The 16,011-nt window shown below is 69.9% G+C and carries 19 protein-coding genes and 1 tRNA gene; 14 read left to right on the forward strand and 6 right to left on the reverse strand.

Annotated elements, in window-relative coordinates; all coding sequences use genetic code 11:
• Positions 1-149 precede the first annotated feature (149 nt).
• Positions 150-222: transfer RNA gene (locus tag Q4P07_RS09235), tRNA-Glu, on the forward strand.
• Positions 223-357: 135 nt separating this feature from the next.
• Complete coding sequence (locus Q4P07_RS09240) at positions 358-1,029, forward strand: HU family DNA-binding protein (RefSeq protein ID WP_303374625.1); 672 nt, start codon at positions 358-360, stop codon at positions 1,027-1,029.
• Positions 1,030-1,032: 3 nt separating this feature from the next.
• On the opposite strand, the gene Q4P07_RS09245 is transcribed toward Q4P07_RS09240, so the two are convergent.
• Together Q4P07_RS09245 and cofC are read right to left on the reverse strand one after the other, a co-directional pair.
• Positions 1,033-1,266 (reverse strand): hypothetical protein, encoded by a 234-nt coding sequence (locus Q4P07_RS09245; protein ID WP_303374626.1) that lies wholly within the window; start codon positions 1,264-1,266, stop codon positions 1,033-1,035.
• 9 nt (positions 1,267-1,275) lie between these two features.
• A complete protein-coding gene (gene cofC / locus Q4P07_RS09250; protein WP_303374627.1) occupies positions 1,276-1,974 on the reverse strand; it encodes a 2-phospho-L-lactate guanylyltransferase in 699 nt (232 codons plus the stop codon).
• A 38-nt stretch (positions 1,975-2,012) separates the two neighbouring features.
• Between cofC and Q4P07_RS09255 the strand changes: the two genes are divergently transcribed.
• From Q4P07_RS09255 to Q4P07_RS09265, 3 genes are read left to right on the forward strand one after another with little or no spacing between them, the layout of a single operon-like run.
• A complete protein-coding gene (locus tag Q4P07_RS09255; protein WP_303374628.1) occupies positions 2,013-2,765 on the forward strand; it encodes a 1-acyl-sn-glycerol-3-phosphate acyltransferase in 753 nt (250 codons plus the stop codon).
• Positions 2,762-3,763, forward strand: coding sequence for an NAD(P)H-dependent glycerol-3-phosphate dehydrogenase (locus Q4P07_RS09260; RefSeq protein ID WP_303374653.1), 1,002 nt, complete (start codon positions 2,762-2,764; stop codon positions 3,761-3,763). The genes Q4P07_RS09255 and Q4P07_RS09260 overlap by 4 nt, the downstream gene beginning before the upstream one ends.
• 48 nt (positions 3,764-3,811) lie before the next feature.
• Positions 3,812-4,978, forward strand: coding sequence for a D-alanine--D-alanine ligase family protein (locus tag Q4P07_RS09265; protein ID WP_303374629.1), 1,167 nt, complete (start codon positions 3,812-3,814; stop codon positions 4,976-4,978).
• A 40-nt stretch (positions 4,979-5,018) separates the two neighbouring features.
• Here the strand turns inward: Q4P07_RS09265 and Q4P07_RS09270 are convergent, their stop codons facing one another.
• Together Q4P07_RS09270 and Q4P07_RS09275 are read right to left on the reverse strand one after the other, a co-directional pair.
• On the reverse strand, positions 5,019-5,480 hold the full coding sequence (locus Q4P07_RS09270) for a DUF3515 family protein (protein ID WP_303374630.1): 462 nt from the start codon (positions 5,478-5,480) through the stop codon (positions 5,019-5,021).
• A complete protein-coding gene (locus tag Q4P07_RS09275) occupies positions 5,459-5,692 on the reverse strand; it encodes an Lrp/AsnC family transcriptional regulator (RefSeq protein WP_303374631.1) in 234 nt (77 codons plus the stop codon). The genes Q4P07_RS09270 and Q4P07_RS09275 overlap by 22 nt, the downstream gene beginning before the upstream one ends.
• 92 nt (positions 5,693-5,784) lie before the next feature.
• Between Q4P07_RS09275 and thiL the strand changes: the two genes are divergently transcribed.
• On the forward strand, positions 5,785-6,783 hold the full coding sequence (gene thiL, locus Q4P07_RS09280; protein WP_303374632.1) for a thiamine-phosphate kinase: 999 nt from the start codon (positions 5,785-5,787) through the stop codon (positions 6,781-6,783).
• Between the two features lie 83 nt (positions 6,784-6,866).
• On the opposite strand, the gene rpmB is transcribed toward thiL, so the two are convergent.
• On the reverse strand, positions 6,867-7,052 hold the full coding sequence (rpmB, locus tag Q4P07_RS09285) for a 50S ribosomal protein L28 (RefSeq protein WP_303374633.1): 186 nt from the start codon (positions 7,050-7,052) through the stop codon (positions 6,867-6,869).
• A gap of 187 nt (positions 7,053-7,239) precedes the next feature.
• Here rpmB and Q4P07_RS09290 point away from each other — a divergent pair, with 187 nt between their 5' ends.
• The 8 genes from Q4P07_RS09290 (at position 7,240) to mutM (ending at position 15,069) form a co-directional block, all read left to right on the forward strand.
• Complete coding sequence (locus Q4P07_RS09290) at positions 7,240-8,949, forward strand: DAK2 domain-containing protein (RefSeq protein ID WP_303374634.1); 1,710 nt, start codon at positions 7,240-7,242, stop codon at positions 8,947-8,949.
• The gene (locus Q4P07_RS09295; RefSeq protein WP_303374635.1) at positions 8,949-11,240 is read left to right on the forward strand and encodes an ATP-dependent DNA helicase RecG; all 2,292 of its coding nucleotides are present in this window, start codon (positions 8,949-8,951) and stop codon (positions 11,238-11,240) included. The genes Q4P07_RS09290 and Q4P07_RS09295 overlap by 1 nt, the downstream gene beginning before the upstream one ends.
• A 4-nt stretch (positions 11,241-11,244) precedes the next feature.
• Positions 11,245-11,829 (forward strand): 16S rRNA (guanine(966)-N(2))-methyltransferase RsmD, encoded by a 585-nt coding sequence (rsmD, locus tag Q4P07_RS09300; protein WP_303374636.1) that lies wholly within the window; start codon positions 11,245-11,247, stop codon positions 11,827-11,829.
• A gap of 81 nt (positions 11,830-11,910) precedes the next feature.
• The gene (coaD, locus tag Q4P07_RS09305) at positions 11,911-12,405 is read left to right on the forward strand and encodes a pantetheine-phosphate adenylyltransferase (protein WP_303374637.1); all 495 of its coding nucleotides are present in this window, start codon (positions 11,911-11,913) and stop codon (positions 12,403-12,405) included.
• Between the two features lie 152 nt (positions 12,406-12,557).
• The gene (locus tag Q4P07_RS09310) at positions 12,558-13,175 is read left to right on the forward strand and encodes a DUF177 domain-containing protein (RefSeq protein WP_303374638.1); all 618 of its coding nucleotides are present in this window, start codon (positions 12,558-12,560) and stop codon (positions 13,173-13,175) included.
• A gap of 1 nt (position 13,176) precedes the next feature.
• Entirely contained in the window at positions 13,177-13,371 is a 195-nt protein-coding gene (gene rpmF / locus Q4P07_RS09315; RefSeq protein ID WP_303374639.1) for a 50S ribosomal protein L32, read from the forward strand.
• A gap of 17 nt (positions 13,372-13,388) precedes the next feature.
• Entirely contained in the window at positions 13,389-14,129 is a 741-nt protein-coding gene (gene rnc / locus Q4P07_RS09320) for a ribonuclease III (RefSeq protein WP_303374640.1), read from the forward strand.
• Positions 14,130-14,148: 19 nt separating this feature from the next.
• Positions 14,149-15,069 carry a bifunctional DNA-formamidopyrimidine glycosylase/DNA-(apurinic or apyrimidinic site) lyase gene (gene mutM / locus Q4P07_RS09325; protein WP_303374641.1) on the forward strand — a complete coding sequence of 307 codons (921 nt, stop codon included), beginning with the start codon at positions 14,149-14,151 and terminating at the stop codon, positions 15,067-15,069.
• A 37-nt stretch (positions 15,070-15,106) separates the two neighbouring features.
• Here mutM and Q4P07_RS09330 read toward each other — a convergent pair whose 3' ends face one another.
• On the reverse strand, positions 15,107-15,964 hold the full coding sequence (locus tag Q4P07_RS09330) for an alpha/beta fold hydrolase (protein ID WP_303374642.1): 858 nt from the start codon (positions 15,962-15,964) through the stop codon (positions 15,107-15,109).
• Positions 15,965-16,011 lie beyond the last annotated feature (47 nt).

The following is a 16,011-nucleotide window of genomic DNA, read 5'->3' on the forward strand; positions in this document are numbered from 1 at the left end:
TTGGCAGCCCGACTGATTCTGGTTCAGTTAGTCTAGGTTCGAGTCCTAGTACCCCAGCGAGATGGTTCCGAGTTCGACCATTTTGCTGGTGGCATCGTTTGATTGTGAGCGTGCCTCGAGCAGGTCGTACGAAGATTCATCACAGCTAGGGCCCCGTTGTGTAGCGGCCTAGCACGCCGCCCTCTCAAGGCGGTAGCGCGGGTTCGAATCCCGTCGGGGCTACGTCGTGTGAAACGGTCTCCACCCTCGGTGGAGGCCGTTTCTGTTGTGCCCCAGCGCGATCCGCCGCACGCGGCCTAGGATAGGCAGAAGTAGGGAAGCGGGTGTCCGTTTCACCCTCACGATGGGAGCAGAGACGTGAACAAGGCAGATCTCATCGAAGTCCTCGCACCCCGCCTGGGAGGGCGCGCTGCGGCCACGGCGTCGGTCGAGGCCATCGTCGACGTGGTGATGCGCGAGGTCGTCGCAGGCGGGTCGGTCGGGATCAGCGGCTTTGGGACCTTCGAGTCGATCCAGCGCGCACCCCGCACCGGCCGCAACCCACGCACCGGCGAGGCGGTGGCGATCGATGCGACCATGACGCCGCGCTTCCGCCCCGGCACCTACTTCAAGGACGTGGTGACCGACCCCTCGCGACTACCCAAGGATGGCCTCGCCGGCGTCCGGGTCAGCGTTGACGGGGGAGCCGCCGCAGCGAGCGGGGCGCCGGTCAGCATCCGGCGCGACGCGCAACCGAAGACGACGTCCGCCTCGGCCTCCCGCGCGAAGGCGGCAGCCAAGGCCAAGGGGCACAAGGTGTCGGGAACGCCCGCGAGCGTGCGCGCTGTGCCCGCCGACTCGGCCACTGAGGAGTCACGGACGCCTCCGCCGGGGCGGGTCATGACGGGGGGCGAGGAGATCACCATGAGGATGATCTCGGCGAAGAAGGCTCAGCTCGCCAGAGCCAAGGACGACCAACTCGTGGCCGGGAAGACGAGCAAGAAGAAGCGGAAGAAGAAGGGCAAGAACACATCTGGCGGCAAGGCCTGACGGTCAGCGGATCTGCTCGCCCTCGCCGATCCCGACGATCCACAGGCGGGTCAGGTGCGCACCGGCGGCTTCTGGGTCGGCCGGGGTCGCCTCGACGCTGACTCGCTGACCCGTCCGCAGGTGCCGCAGCCCGGAGGAGGCGAAGACCTCCGCGTCGAAGGGCAGGAGTCGCCCGGTGTCCAGCAGCACGCTGCCGTTGCCCGTCTCCAGGTCGAAGGTGTGGACGCTGGCTTGCATGGGGCCACTCTAGGACCCTCCTCCGCGTGCCAAGGCAGCCCGCGTGTGCCGTCCGACCCCGAGTGCCACGGCCATCCGCAGGTCGTGGACCGTGTCCACGTCGGTGCGCAGGCGTGGCAGGTCCAGCAGCAGCACCGTTGATGTGCTCGCGTGCCGGGCGGCAGATCCAGGGCCGAACTGGGGCAGTGGTGGCGCAGCGGTCGAGGTAAGCAGGACCGTGCCGGTCCCGTCCGCGTCCGGCACCACCGCCTCGCGGTGGGTCGAGCAACTCGCCAGGGCCGTCCTCAGGTCCTCCCCCCGCATCGACGGCAGGTCACCCAGGAGAGCGGCCCAGCCCGTCCGGAGCATGGAGGCGTCCGCCCCCCGCGCGAGGACAGTCCGCGCGGTCGACTCCCAGCCCGCCGCGACCGCGGCGTTCAGGCCCGCCCCCGGGTCGGTCAGGACCCGAGCCCCCAGGCCCTGCGCGCAGGCGGCCGCGCCAGGATCGGAGGTGACGACGGTGACCTGGTCGGCGGACAGCGCCGAGCAGGCTGACTCGATCGTGTCCAGAGCGAGGGCGAGGGCCAGGTCGCGGCGCGCCAACGGCGGCGCTGGGCTCAGCCTGCTCTTGCTGCTGGAGCCGTCCTTGACCGGGATCACCAGGTGCCAGCACACGCCGTGGCCCACCGCCTGCGGATGAGTGGGTGGGGTGCTCGGAGGGCGTGTCACCGTGCCATCCTCGCCGACGTGTTGGGGTGGATGACAAGATGACCTGCGTGAAGCGCGTCCCCATACGTCAGAAGATCCCGTGGTCCTACCACGCGGTGATCGGGACCGTGCGTCCCCTGCTGATCGGCATCACGCGCCGAGACTGGTCCGGTGCGGAGCACCTTCCCCCCAGCGGAGGGTTCATTGTCGCCAGCAACCACTACTCCGAGGTCGACCCGTTCATGCTGGCGCACTACCTCGTCGATCACGGGAGGGCGCCCTTCTTCCTGACCAAGTCCGTGCTCTTCAGCGTTCCGCTGCTCGGACGGACCTTGAAGCATCTCGAGCAGGTCCCCGTCCACCGGGCCACCTCCAGAGCCGTTGACGCCCTCGACGATGCCCGTGCCGCGCTCGCCGACGGCAAATGCATCGCGATCATGCCCGAGGGCACCCTGACCCGCGACCCGCACCTGTGGCCGATGCGAGCCAAGCCGGGCGTGGGTCGCCTCGCGCTGTCCAGCCGGGCGCCCGTCATCCCGATCGGCCAGTGGGGTGCCCAGGAGGTGCTCGCGAGGTATGCCCGCACTCCCGGAAACGTGTTCAAGCGGCCGGTGCAGCAGGTGAAGGCCGGTCCGCCCGTCGACCTGTCCGACCTATACGACCGGTCCGAAGATCCCCGCGCCCAGGTCGAGGCGACGGCGCGGGTGATGGCAGCGGTCACGGCGCTGGTGGCGGAGCTTCGCGGGGAGCAGCCTCCCGCGGTGCCCTATCAGATGTCCAAGGGCGAGGCACGCAAGAAGGGCAACGGCTGATGAAGGCAGCGGTCTTCGGCGCCGGCAGCTGGGGCAGCGCCTTTGCCCAGATCCTCGCCGACGGCGACCTCGAGCACGTGACCCTCTGGGCCCGGCGGGAGGAGGTCGCTCGCAGCATCAACGACGACCATCGCAACCCCGACTACCTGGGCGACCTCGCACTCCCACCCAAGGTCACCGCGACCACCGACCCGGCAGCGGCGGCCGACGGTGCCACGCTGGTCGTCCTGGCGGTGCCCTCCCAGAGCCTGCGCCTCAACCTGGAGCAGTGGGGACACCTGATCCCGCGCGACGCGCTCGTCGTCTCCCTGATGAAGGGCATCGAGCTGAGGACCGGGATGCGGATGAGTGAGGTGATCGAGGCGGCAGGAGTGCAGCGCGAGCGCATCGTCGTCGTGTCCGGACCCAACCTGAGCCGCGAGATCGCCCTGCGGCAGCCGGCGGCCAGCGTCGTCGCGAGCACCGACTTCGCGGCAGCCGACCGCGTCGCGGAGCTTGTCTTGCAACCTTACTTCCGGCCCTACACGCAGACCGATGTGGTCGGAGCCGAGATCGGCGGCGCGGTCAAGAATGTCATCGCGCTGGCCGTCGGCATGGCAGAGGGACTGGGGTATGGGGACAACACCAAGTCCTCGTTGATCACCCGGGGGCTCGCGGAGATCACCCGCCTCGGGGAGTCGCTGGGCGCCGAACCGGCCACCCTCATGGGTCTGGCAGGCGTCGGTGACCTCATCGCCACCTGCATGTCCGATCTCTCGCGCAATCACCGCGTCGGGGTCGCACTGGGGCAGGGGAGCACCATCGGAGAATTGCTGGCGCTGCCCCACCAGACGGCTGAGGGCGTCAAGTCCTGTTTCTCGGTGGTCGAGCTGGCCAGCCAGCACGGCGTCGACATGCCGATCTGCCTGGGGGTGACGGCGGTCGTGAGCGGGAAGGCCTCGCCCGAACAGCTGACCGGAGCACTGATGTCCCGGGCGCGCAAGCACGAGCGCGGCTGAGCGCGTCATACCTGCCAGTCGGTGGTCGGCCGACTACGCTCGACGACGATGATCACTCAGCCTGCCTCCACCCTTACCGCAGACGTCCCTGGCGACGGAGCTGCGCACTCGCGCATCCGCGTCGCCCTGGTTTTTGGCGGCGTCTCCGAGGAGCACGCGATCTCATGCGCTACCGCGGCCAGCGTGCTGCGCGCCATCGACCGCGGCCGCTATGACGTGATCCCGATCGGGATCACCCGCCAGGGCAGATGGGTGCTGGTCGAGGACGACCCCGAGGCGCTGGACATCCGCGGCGGGGTGCTGCCGGAGGTCCCCGACACCGGAGCGCGGGTCGTCGTCCCCCTGGGGGGCGTCGACCAGGACCTGCGCGTGCTCGACGACCACGGTGCCGTGACGGACCTCGGCGAGGTCGACGTCGTCTTCCCGCTCCTGCACGGACCGTTCGGCGAGGACGGCACCATCCAGGGATTCCTCGAGCTCGCCGACATCCGTTACGTCGGCTGTGGTGTCCTCGCCTCGGCAGCGATGATGGACAAGCACGTCATGAAAGTGATCTTCGCCGCTGCCAGCCTGCCCGTCGGACCGTATACCGTCATCACCGACCTCGACTGGAGACGCGACCGGGCAGCCTGCCTGGAGGCCGCGACCTCCCTGCAGTTCCCGGTCTTCGTCAAGCCGGCGCGTGCCGGCTCCTCCGTCGGCGTCTACAAAGTCGACCGGCGACAGGATCTGGAGATCGCCATCGAGAAGGCCCGTGGACACGATCCCAAGGTGCTCGTCGAGCAGGGCATCGTGGGCCGCGAGGTCGAGTGCGGGGTGCTCCAGGGGCGTGGCTCGGCCCCTCCGAGAGTGAGCGAATGCGGGGAGATCGCCGTCGTGGGCGACAAGCACGAGTTCTACGACTTCGAGGCGAAGTATCTCGACGAGTCCAGCGTCCAGATCCAGGTGCCGGCGCAGATCAGCGCAGCGGTGCGGGAGGAAATGCGCCGAATCGCTGCCACCGCGTTCGAGGCCGCCGGGTGCGAAGGGCTGGCCCGGGTCGATTGCTTCGTGACCGACGGCGGGGTGGTGATCCTCAACGAGATCAACACGATGCCCGGCTTCACGCCCTTCTCCATGTATCCGCAGGCCTGGGCGGCGTCCGGGTTGAGCTATCCCGCGCTGATCGACGAGCTGCTGGCGCTGGCGCTAGCGCGCCCGCTCGGGTTGCGCTAGCAAGCGCCCTCCCGCCACCCTGAGCCTCGCCGCAGCCTGGCTAGGAGCAGGAGCCGAGCGTCTGCTCGATCTGCGCTGCCGCCGCACCGAAGGCGGGCAGCAGCAACGGGGCAGCCTCGTAGGCCGCAGGCACCAGCACCTCGATCGCGGGACTTCGACCGTAGGTGGTGAACATGCTGGCGCCGTCGTCGAGCGGCGTTGAGACCCAGTCGATGCCGCTGACGTCGAGGCACACGTCCTCCGTCGGCCCCAGCGGCGCCTTCCCACACCGGGCCACGATCGGTGGGTCGCCCCAGGCAGCAACGCCACGCGACTGCACCGCGACCACGCGCGGAGCGAGGTCACCGATCCGCTCCGGCCAATGGTCTGCCACTGCCCGGCAGACGGGAGCGTCCGACTGCCCGAACGGGACCGCCTTGACCGCGTTGCCCTGGCAGGCGCTCAGGAGGATAGCTGTGGCGGTGAGCGAAGCGGTGGCGCTCAGAACTCGACGACGGCGCATGTGGTGGTGCGGGTGATGCGAGGGACCGCCTGGACCTTGGCGATCACCCCCCGGCCGAGCTCCTGCATCGTGGGCGCAGACACGACGGCGATGACGTCGTAGGGTCCGGTGACGTCCTCGGCTGAATCGACCCCTGCGATGTCGCGGAGCGCCGTCGTGACCGACGTCGAGGCTCCGACCTCGGTCTGGACAAGGATGTAGGCCCTGATCACAATTTGCCTCCTGCTCGTGGGTGCTGGTGGGAGGCTACCGTGCGGGGGTGGAGGTTGACCGCGCGAGGGAACCGGACGATGGAGGAGCAGGTATGTCGAAGAATCCGGCCACCCTCGGTGATGCTGGGGAGCGCGGGGTGCTGGCGGAGGTGCTGGCGGCCCTCGCGGTGGTCGTGACCGACGGCGTGCTGGTCGGTCCCGGTGATGACACGGCGCTGCTGACCGTGCGGCGTGGCGCCGTGCTCGCGACCACCGACACCATGGTCCTTGACCGTGACTGGAAGGAGGAATGGTCTTCCGCGCGCGACGTCGGGATCAAGATCGTGACCCAGAACCTCGCCGACCTCGCCTCCATGGGAGGGGTCGGGACTGGCCTCCTTCTCACCCTCGTTGCGCCCGAGCAGCTGCCGCTGAGGTGGGCGTGTGAGCTTGCCGAGGGCATCGCTTGGGCCGCAGGCAGGGTGGGGGTGCCGGTGATTGGGGGAGATCTGTCCTCTGCTGCGCCGGGGATGGTGGCCGTCTCGATCACCGCGCTGGGAGAGCTGGCCGAGGGCGTGGACCGTCCCGTCCTGCGCTCGACGGCGCGGCCCGGCGAGGTGCTCGCGGTGTCCGGGCCGTTGGGTCGGGCGGGCAGCGGGTGGGTACTGCTGAAAGATGGCGTCTTACAGGGCAGAAACGAATGTGAGCGGACAGCTTTGGACCATCAGCGCCGACCCCTCACCGACCTCACCCAGGGGCCGATCGCCGCCCGTGCCGGGGCCACGTCGATGATCGACGTGTCCGACGGGCTCGTCCGTGATGGCGACCGGATCGCCCGGGACAGCGGTGTCCGGCTCGTTCTCGACGAGGACGCTGTTCGTGCCCTGGCTAGGGACCTGGGCCCTGCGCTGACCCACGACGAAGCCCTGCGACAGGTGCTCAGCGGGGGAGAGGAGCATGAGCTGCTGGCCACCTTCCCGGACCGAGCATGCCTGCCGACCGGCTGGTCGGTGCTCGGGGAAGTGTCCGCGGCCCAGGAGCGACCGGGCGTGTGGTGGCGCGGTGTCCGGCTAGACCCCCGGCAGGGCGGCTGGGACCACTTCGGAGGCTGATATCGCCCACACAAAAGAGCCGTCCGCACCAAGGGGTGCGAGCGGCTCTTGAGTGTCGGCGGGCCAGTGCGACCCGCGTCAGGTCAGCGAGTGACCTTGCCCGCCTTGAGGCAGGAAGTGCAGACATTGAGACGCTTCGGGGTCTTGCCCACGACTGCGCGGACGCGCTGGATGTTGGGGTTCCAACGGCGCTTGGTCCGGCGGTGCGAGTGCGAGATGCTGTGACCGAAGCTCGGTCCCTTGCCGCAGACGTCGCAAGTGGCAGCCACGGTGTTCTCCTGATGTCGGTCTGAGTGTGGATCGGTGAGGCTGGAGCCCGCTCTACGTCGGTCACCAGGCAACCGGGTTAGCGTACCGGACCACGCCCCGGCACCAAAATCTGCCCTGCTCGACCTTCGTCTGCACCCGCCGCGAGCGCTGGCCGGGGCCGGTGGTGCCAGCAGATAGGTTGGGGGCGTGCCCGCCCCTGTCCTCGATCTGGTCACTGCCCGACGTTGGGCCGTGTCGGCCCGCGCGGTCCTCGCGGCCGCGCGGGAGCAGATCGACTCGCTCAACGTCTTCCCGGTCGCGGACGGAGACACTGGCACCAATATGTATCTCACGATGGACGGTGCGCTGGAGTTCATGCGCGGTCAGTTCGAGATCGGCGCTGGGACCGACCGGCTCGACGAGGGCCTCGCGCTGATAGCGCGCGGAATGCTCCTGGCAGCGCGCGGCAACTCTGGCGTGATCCTCTCCCAGCTAGCCCGCGGACTGGCCGAGGCGGTGGGTCCCCACGTCGAGGTTGCGGGTCCACAGGAGCTGACCCTCGCCTTCGAGACGGCCGCCCAGACAGCCTGGGATGCCCTTGCGGCTCCTGTCGAGGGCACGATCCTGTCGGTGGCGCGGGCGGCGGCCGAGGGTGCCAGGGCAGCGGTCGACCGCGGCCACCCGCGCGATGGGGAGGCCGCCGAGGAGCTGACTGTGCTCGATGTGGTGCGTGCGGCGTTGGAACGGGCTCGACTGGCCCTGGCGCAGACACCCAGCCAGCTGCCCGCCCTCCAGATCGCGGGTGTCGTCGATGCCGGCGGGGCGGGTCTGGTGCTGGTGATCGAGGCGCTGGAGGCCGTGCTCGAGGAGCGTCCGCGACCGACGGTCGACGACCTGCCCGATTGGTGGGTCCTCCCGCGGGCTGGTGCCACCGGCCCACTGCCCGGCCCAGAAACCGGGCCGGAATGCCTCGCCGAGGGAGAGGACACGGGGGACGTCGAAGTCATGTATCTGTTGACCGACACGGACGTGCAGCGCGCCGACCGATTGCGTGCCCACCTGGCGCGCATCGGGAGCTCGGTGGTCGTCGCCGGAGGACCCGCCGACTATCGGGTCCACGTCCACCTCGACGAGCCGCGGCTGGCGGTCGAGGCCGGCAGCTTTGCCGGCCTGGTCCAGGATGTACGCCTCACCTCTTTGCGTGACGGCCAGGATCTGGACGCGGTGAGGGACGCGCCCGACGAGGCTGCGCCGCCAGCGGTCACGGTCGTGGCCTGCGGGCTCGGCGAGGGCATCGAGGCGCTGCTGCTGGAGGCCGGCGCGCAGGTCGTGCCGTCCGGGCCGCGCCGTCGTGCCTCGGCCGGCCAGCTCCTCGCGGCGATGTGGGCCAGCGGCTCCCCCCACATCATCGTGCTGCCCAACGATGCCGACACCCTCTTGGTGGCCACTGCGGCGGCGCAGGAGGCATCTCGGGAGGGACTGCAGGTGCGGGTCGTCCCGACCGCAACCCTCGTCCAAGGCCTCGCCGCGCTCGCCGTGCTCGACGCCGACGCCGACCCGGCTGACCTCGCTCAGGAGATGACGGAGGCTGCGCGCGCCTGCAGCACCGGTGCACTGACCCGCGCGGACCGGGACGCAGACACCCGGGTCGGACCGTGCCGAGCGGGTCAATGGCTCGGTATCGTCGACGATGCGATCGTGGCGGTCCACGACGAGGTCGCGCCGGTGGCCAGGGTCGTCACGGACCTCCTCTGCCGCGAGGGTGCCGAAGTGCTCACCGTCCTCACCGGGCAGTCGGCCCGACCCGAGGAGGTCGACCCGGTCCTGCACGAGATCGAGGCACGGCATTCGGGGATCGAGGTGGTGCGGATCGACGGCGGGCAGCCGACCTACCCCTACCTGCTCGGGGTGGAGTGATGACGTTCGACCTGGACTCCAGACTGCGCAGCATCGTCGGCGCCGGAGCTAAGAAGCTGGAGGACACGAGGGGATTCACGACGGTCGAGGACCTGCTCGATTTCCTGCCGCGCACCTACCTGGACGCCACGCGGTCCGAGGCCTTTCTCGACCTGCCGCACGGTGAGGACGTCGTTGTCGTCGGCACGGTGCGCGAGGCGACGACCCGGCAGATGCGCAAGCGCCGCGGGAGAATGCTCGTCGTCACGGTCGGGGACGACGCCGGCGGCACCCTGTCGCTGACCTTCTTTAAGCCGTTCGGCCATCAAGACCGGCTCGTCCCTGGGGCGCGGGTGGTGTGCTCCGGACAGATCTCGACCTACGGCCACCAACTGCAGCTGACCCATCCTGACTACGCCGTCCTCAACGACCCGTCGGGCAAGTCTTCGGGCGGCTGGTTGCTCGGGGGTCTCGTGCCGGTCTATCCCGCCACCCCCAAGCTCACACCAATCGTGCATGGCGACCTCCTCGACCTTGTGCTGCACGCCCTGACCGAGCTCGCCGACCCGCTGCCGGCCACGGTGCGGATGCGGCACGGCCTGCCCGGACTGTTGGACGCCTACCACCTCGTCCACCGTCCGCAGACCGAGGTGGACCACCGCAAGGGTCGCTGGCGGCTGAAGTTTCAGGAGGCCTTCGTCATCCAGGCCGCCCTCGCGCGCGCCCGACTGGCCAGCGACGCCACCCCGGCCAAGGACCGCCAGCCGGTCGAGGACGGGCTCCTGGACGCGCTGCTGTCCCGGCTGCCCTTCGACCTCACCTCCGGACAGCAGACCGTGCTGGGTGAGTTGCGCTCCGACCTGGCCCAGACCATCCCCATGCACCGCCTGCTCCAGGGCGAGGTGGGCTCGGGCAAGACCGTCCTGGCCCTGCTCGCGATGCTCGCGGTCGTCGACGCCGGCGGGCAGGCTGCCCTTCTCGCACCGACCGAGGTGCTGGCTGGGCAGCACTATCGGGCGATCACCACGATGCTCGGGCCGATCGCCGAGGGCGGGATGCTCGGGGGTATGGAGAGCGGCACCCGGGTCGCGCTGCTCACCGGCAGCCAGTCCGCGGCCGAGCGACGAGCCAACCTGTTGGCCGCTGCCTCTGGCGAGGCGGGGATCGTGATCGGCACCCACGCGCTGATCCAGGACACCGTGCAGTTCGCCGAGCTCGGGCTGGTCGTCGTCGACGAGCAGCACCGCTTTGGCGTGGAGCAGCGCGACGCCCTCCGCGCCAAGGCCGAGCTCACCCCTCACGTGCTCGTCATGACGGCCACCCCGATCCCGCGCACCGTCGCGATGACGGTCTATGGCGACATGACGACATCGACCCTGCGCGAGTTGCCTGCGGGCCGGGCGCCGATCACCACCCACGTCGTCACCGGCGAAAAGCCCGGCTGGATCGAGCGCACCTGGATCAGGGTCGCCGAGGAGGCCAGGGGCGGCGGCCAGGTCTATGTCGTCTGCCCCCGCATCGGGGAGGAGGACGACCCGGACCTGCCGCAGGGCGACACCATCGGACCGGGTGGCCCCATCGCCACGCCGGCTGGTCAGGGGCAGGATGCGGTGAGCGACCCGGCCGGCGGTCGGGGCAGGGAGGACCTGGAGACCTTCGACGAAGAAGCCGCGCAGTCCCCCGGCGCGCCCCAGTTGCACGGGGTCCATCAGGTCACGCGCGCGCTGCGCGCCCTCCCGGCCACCCAGGAGCTGCGCCTGCAGACGCTGCACGGGCGGATGTCAGGGGAGGAGAAGGACCTCGTCATGCGCTCCTTCGCCGCCGGCGACATCGACGTGCTGGTGGCGACCACCGTCATCGAGGTCGGGGTTGACGTGCCCAACGCCACCACCATGGTGGTGCTCGACGCCGACCGCTTCGGCATCTCCCAGCTGCACCAGTTGCGGGGCCGCGTCGGTCGAGGCGGCAAACCCGGGCTCTGTCTCCTGATCACCCAGGGCCCTGACAACGACGACCCCCTCGCCGCAGGGGAGCGTCTGCGCCAGGTCGCCAGCACGACCGACGGCTTCGAGCTGGCCCGACTCGACCTCCAGGCCCGCCGCGAGGGTGATGTGTTGGGCGCCAGCCAGTCCGGACGACGCAGCGGTCTGCGCTTCCTTCGCCTGTCTCGGGACGAGGAGCTCATCGTCGCCGCTCACGAGGCCGCCTGGACGACTCTGGAGCAGGATCCTGACCTCCGCGCGCACCCCGCGTTGGGGCGCGAGCTGGACCGGATCGATGCGGCGCGAGCGGCCTTCCTCGAGCGGGGCTGAGCCGATGACCCGGATCATCGCCGGCCGCGTCGGTGGCCGCACCATCCTGACGCCCAAGGGCAGTGCCACCCGGCCCACCACCGACCGGGTGCGCGAGGCGCTCTTCTCCCGGGTCGAGGCGCTCCTGCACCTGGACGGAGCCCGCGTGCTCGACCTCTATGCCGGGTCGGGGGCGCTCGGCCTGGAGGCGCTCTCCCGAGGAGCGTCCTACCTTCTCGCCGTCGAGAAGCACCGGGCCACGGCCACGCTCGTCTCCCGCAACGCCCGGGACCTCGGCCTGTCCGACCTCCTCGAGGTGCGCTCCGCGACGGTCGAGCGGGTTCTGCGGGAGACCCCCTCCGCGCCCTTCGAGCTGGTCCTGGTCGATCCGCCCTACCCGGTCACCGAAGAGGAGCTCACGGCCGTCCTGACGCTCCTGGTGACCGGCGGCTGGCTTGGCGAGGAGGCCCTCCTGTTCGTGGAGCGCAGCGTGCGCTCGCCAGCGCCGACCTGGCCACCCGGCCTCGTCCACCGGGGCAGTCGGTCCTACGGCGAGACGGTGATCCACGTCGGCGAGCCGGGTCGAGACGACGATGGCCGCCAACGTTGACTCAGCGGCGCGGGCGCCCGTTGTCCCGATGAGGGGCAGCACCTGGCACCCCTTGGTCGAGCACCACTAGGCTGACCAGGTATGACGACGCTCATCCGCCGCTGCGTGTGCCCTGGGTCCTTCGACCCGGTGACTGCGGGTCACCTAGACATCCTGGTGCGTGCGGCGGCCCTCTTCGACGAGGTCGTCGTCGCTATCCTGCACAACCCTGCCAAGTCCGGCACCTTTCCGGTCGAGCGGCGGCTGGAGCTGGTGCGCGAGAGCCTGCCGCACTCGGTGCGCGAGGGCGTGCGCGTCGAGGCTTTCGCCAACCGGCTGCTCGTCGACGTCTGCCGGGACGTGGGCGCCGAGGCGATCGTCAAGGGCCTACGCGGCGGCACCGACTTCGCCTACGAGATGCCGATGGCGCGCATGAACAAGCACCTGACGGGTGTCGAGACCGTCTTCCTGCCTGGCGAGGCGGCCCTGGAGCATGTGTCCAGCTCCCTGGTGAAGGAAGTCTTCCGCTATGGCGGCGACATCACCGGGATGGTGCCGGACGTCGTGCTGGAAGCGCTCCGCGACCTCAAGCGATGAGGAGCCCGGCAGCGGCAGCGGCCACGTCTGAGTTTGGGCACAGCACCGTGCTCAGATAGGCTGGTGCGTCGGTCTGATGTCTCACCGCCTTTCGGGCAGGGACGGGACCGTTCCCTAGTTCACGCACACGGCAAACACGAGGATCAAGAATCATGGCTGCGCACGAGACGGAGCGCACCTGGGTGGTCGACACCCGGGAGCTCGCCCGTCGACCGGGCTCCCTGAAGGAGATCACGTGGACCCTGACGACGCCCGAGCGCATCGGCACCGACGTCATCGCGATCCAGCCCGACCAGCAGGTCAGGATGGACTTGCGGATGGAGTCCGTCGTCGAGGGCGTGTTGACGACGGGGACGGCTTCGGCCTTGGCGAGCGGGTTGTGCGTGCGGTGCCTGGAGAACGTCGAGGAAGACCTCGAAGTTCATTTCCAGGAGCTGTTCGCCTATCCCGAGCGGGCGGCCCACCACCAGAAGGTGGCGGGACATGGCTCTGCTCGCAACGGCAGCAAGACGGACGATGAGACCGACGACGAAGAGCGGTACGAGCTCGATGGCGACCTGTTGGACCTCCAAGAGGTCGTGCGCGACGCCATCGTGACTGCACTGCCCTTCCAACCGGTGTGCCAGGAAGACTGCCCAGGACTGTGCTCCGAGTGCGGAGCACGACTGGCTGACGACCCGGAGCACCACCATGACGTGATCGACCCACGATGGTCGGTGCTCGCCACCATGGCGACGCACGCCGACGACGACGACGAGAAAAGGATTTGACGTGGCCGTTCCTAAGCGGAAGATGTCCCGCTCGAACACCCGGAGCCGCCGCTCCAACTGGAAGGCTGCGCCCATCGCGCTGTCGACCTGCCCGCAGTGCGCCGCGGTGTGCACCCCGCACCAGGCCTGCCCCTCCTGCGGCACCTACGGCGGACGCCACTACGCTGCCGCCGAGCGCACCGAGCACCAGGGCTGAGCAAGACACAGAAGCGCATGCGTCCTGCCGCTGAGCTCAACGACTACCTCGAGAAGGTGGTCGGAGGGCGCTGCGACGAGGCGCTGCTTCTGCGTGCCCTGACCCACCGGTCCTACTCCTACGAGCACGCGAACCTGCCCCACAACGAACGCCTGGAGTTTCTCGGCGACGCCGTGCTGGGCGTGATCGTGACCGACGCCCTTTTCCGTGCGCACCCCGACCTGCCGGAGGGACGGCTGGCCAAGCTGCGGGCTGCCGTCGTCAACTCGCGGGCGCTCGCCGAGGTCGCCCGAGGTGTGGGCCTGGGCGACTACGTGCTGCTGGGCAAGGGGGAGGAGGCCACGGGCGGTCGGGACAAGGGCTCGATCCTCGCCGACACCACCGAAGCCGTCATCGGCTGCGTCTATCTTTCCGTCGGTCTGCCCGCGGCGGGCGCGCTGGTGCACCACCTGCTGGATCCGTTGATGGAGCGCAGCGCCGCCCTCGGTGCCGCCCTCGACTGGAAAACCAGCCTGCAGGAGGTCGCGGCCAACGCCAACCTGCAGGGGCTGGAGTATGACGTCGAGTCCCAGGGTCCCGATCACGACAAGCGATTCACCGCCCACGTCCGCGTCGGCGGCGAGATCTGTGGCTCCGGCGCGGGCCGGTCCAAGAAGTCTGCTGAGCAGCGCGCTGCGGAGGCGGCCTGGCACACCCTGACCGATCGCGCCGCGGCGGTCATGGCCGTCGAGCCGACCGCCGAGCCCCTCACCAACTGACGCGAAGCCTCCACCCACCATGCCGGAGCTCCCTGAGGTCGAGGTCGTCCGTCGAGGCCTCCTCGACCACGTCCTCGGACGCACCATCACGCACGCCTCGCTCACCGGCGCTCGGGTGGCGCGCCGACACCCCGCCGGGCCTGCGGATCTGCAAGCCAGGGTCGAGGGTGCGCACGTCGTCGCCGCTGACCGGCGCGGCAAATACCTGTGGCTGGTGCTCGATCCCCCTGACGATGACCCGCAGGCCCTGCTCATCCACCTGGGGATGAGTGGTCAACTCCTGGTCGAGCCGGTCGACGCCCCGCGCGAGAAGCATCTGCACGCGACCTTCGACTTTGCCGACGAAGGTCTCCAGCTGCGGTTCGTGGACCAGCGGACCTTCGGCGGCCTCACGCTCACGTCGCTGCACGCTGACCCGTATGGCGATCGCACGACGTCGGAGGAGGGGATCGACCGGCATGCGCACGGCATACCCGAGCCCGTCCTGCACATCGCCCCAGACCCGCTCGAGCCAGCATTCGACCGCCCGTCCACGGTCCGTCGGATGAAGGCCAAGGACAGCGAGATCAAGCGGATACTGCTCGATCAGAGCGTGGTGAGCGGGATCGGCAACATCTACGCCGACGAGGCGCTGTGGCGGGCCGGCGTGCACGGCCGACGCCCCGCCGGGACGCTGACCAAGCCCACGCTCGGGCGGGTCCTGGACCACGCGACCGAGGTGATGGTGGCGGCCCTGGAGCAGGGTGGCACGAGCTTTGACGACCTCTACGTCAACGTCAACGGAGCGAGCGGCTACTTCGACCGGTCCCTGCAGGCCTACCAGCAGACCGGTCGGCCCTGCGCGCGCTGCGGGACCCCGATCCGCCGGGAGAGCTTCATGAATCGTGCCTCGCACTTCTGCCCGCGATGCCAGCCCGTGCCACGCCGCCCCAGGGTCTGATCGAGGCCCCCGCGGCCGATGGCGAGAGGGCCTCGCGTCAGAGCAGGTCGAGGAGGGCGATCGCGAACGCCTTGGGGTCCCCGCCCATGCCCCACTCGCCCGGGGTGAAGCCGGTGTGGTCGCCCGGCATCGTGACCAGGTCCCGACCGAGGACTTCGGCGACTGCCTGGGCCGATCGAGCCGCCATCTGTTGCCCGGAGGACTCGCCGCGCGCCAGCACGATCCGGGTCGGCGCCCTGCGCAGAGCCTCGACAGCCAGCGGGTGATCGGTGAGGCCGCGGAGATTCTGCCGCAGGAGCGGGTCGCTGCCGGTGCCGTCATCGTGCGCGGGCAGCCCGAACTGTGCCGGGTCGATCTCCGGGAGCGTGAAGCCCGAGGGCAGCTCACCCTCATAGCCCACCAGCGCGATGAACTTGCCCATCGCAGCCCCGAAGCCCCTCTCCTGATAGGTCGAGGCGATGTCCTTCACCGCGGCCAGCAGGGGCTCTCGGTCGGGCAGGAGGGTCGGGGTGGGCGGCTCATGGGCGACCAGCGTGCGCACCTGCCCGGGATGCTGCGCCACCCAAGCCAGGGCGTTGACGGCACCACCGCTGCTCGCGAAGACGTCGACCTGCTCCACGCCCAGCTCTGCGGCCAGCAACGACAGGTCCGCGGCGTGGTCGAGCGGCGTGAGCTCCCCGGCGGGATCATCGTGGCGGGTGCTTCGACCGGTCCCGCGGGGGTCACAAGTGATGGTCGGTCGGTCGGTGATCTCGGCGGCCAGCGCGGTGAACCCGCCGGCGTCCATTGGGGAGCCGAGCAGCAGCAGCGGCACTGCACCGTCCAGGTCGCCGCGCACGTCGTAGGTGATCGTGGCGCCGTCGCGCTCGAAGCTGCGGGTGCGGTGATCAGGCATGGCGTCTCCTCCAGGTCGCGAGTTGCGGGTGTCGGCGGTTGGTCGTC

Origin of the sequence: Ornithinimicrobium sp. (genome assembly GCF_030537745.1) — a bacterium.
Taxonomy (GTDB): domain Bacteria; phylum Actinomycetota; class Actinomycetes; order Actinomycetales; family Dermatophilaceae; genus Ornithinicoccus.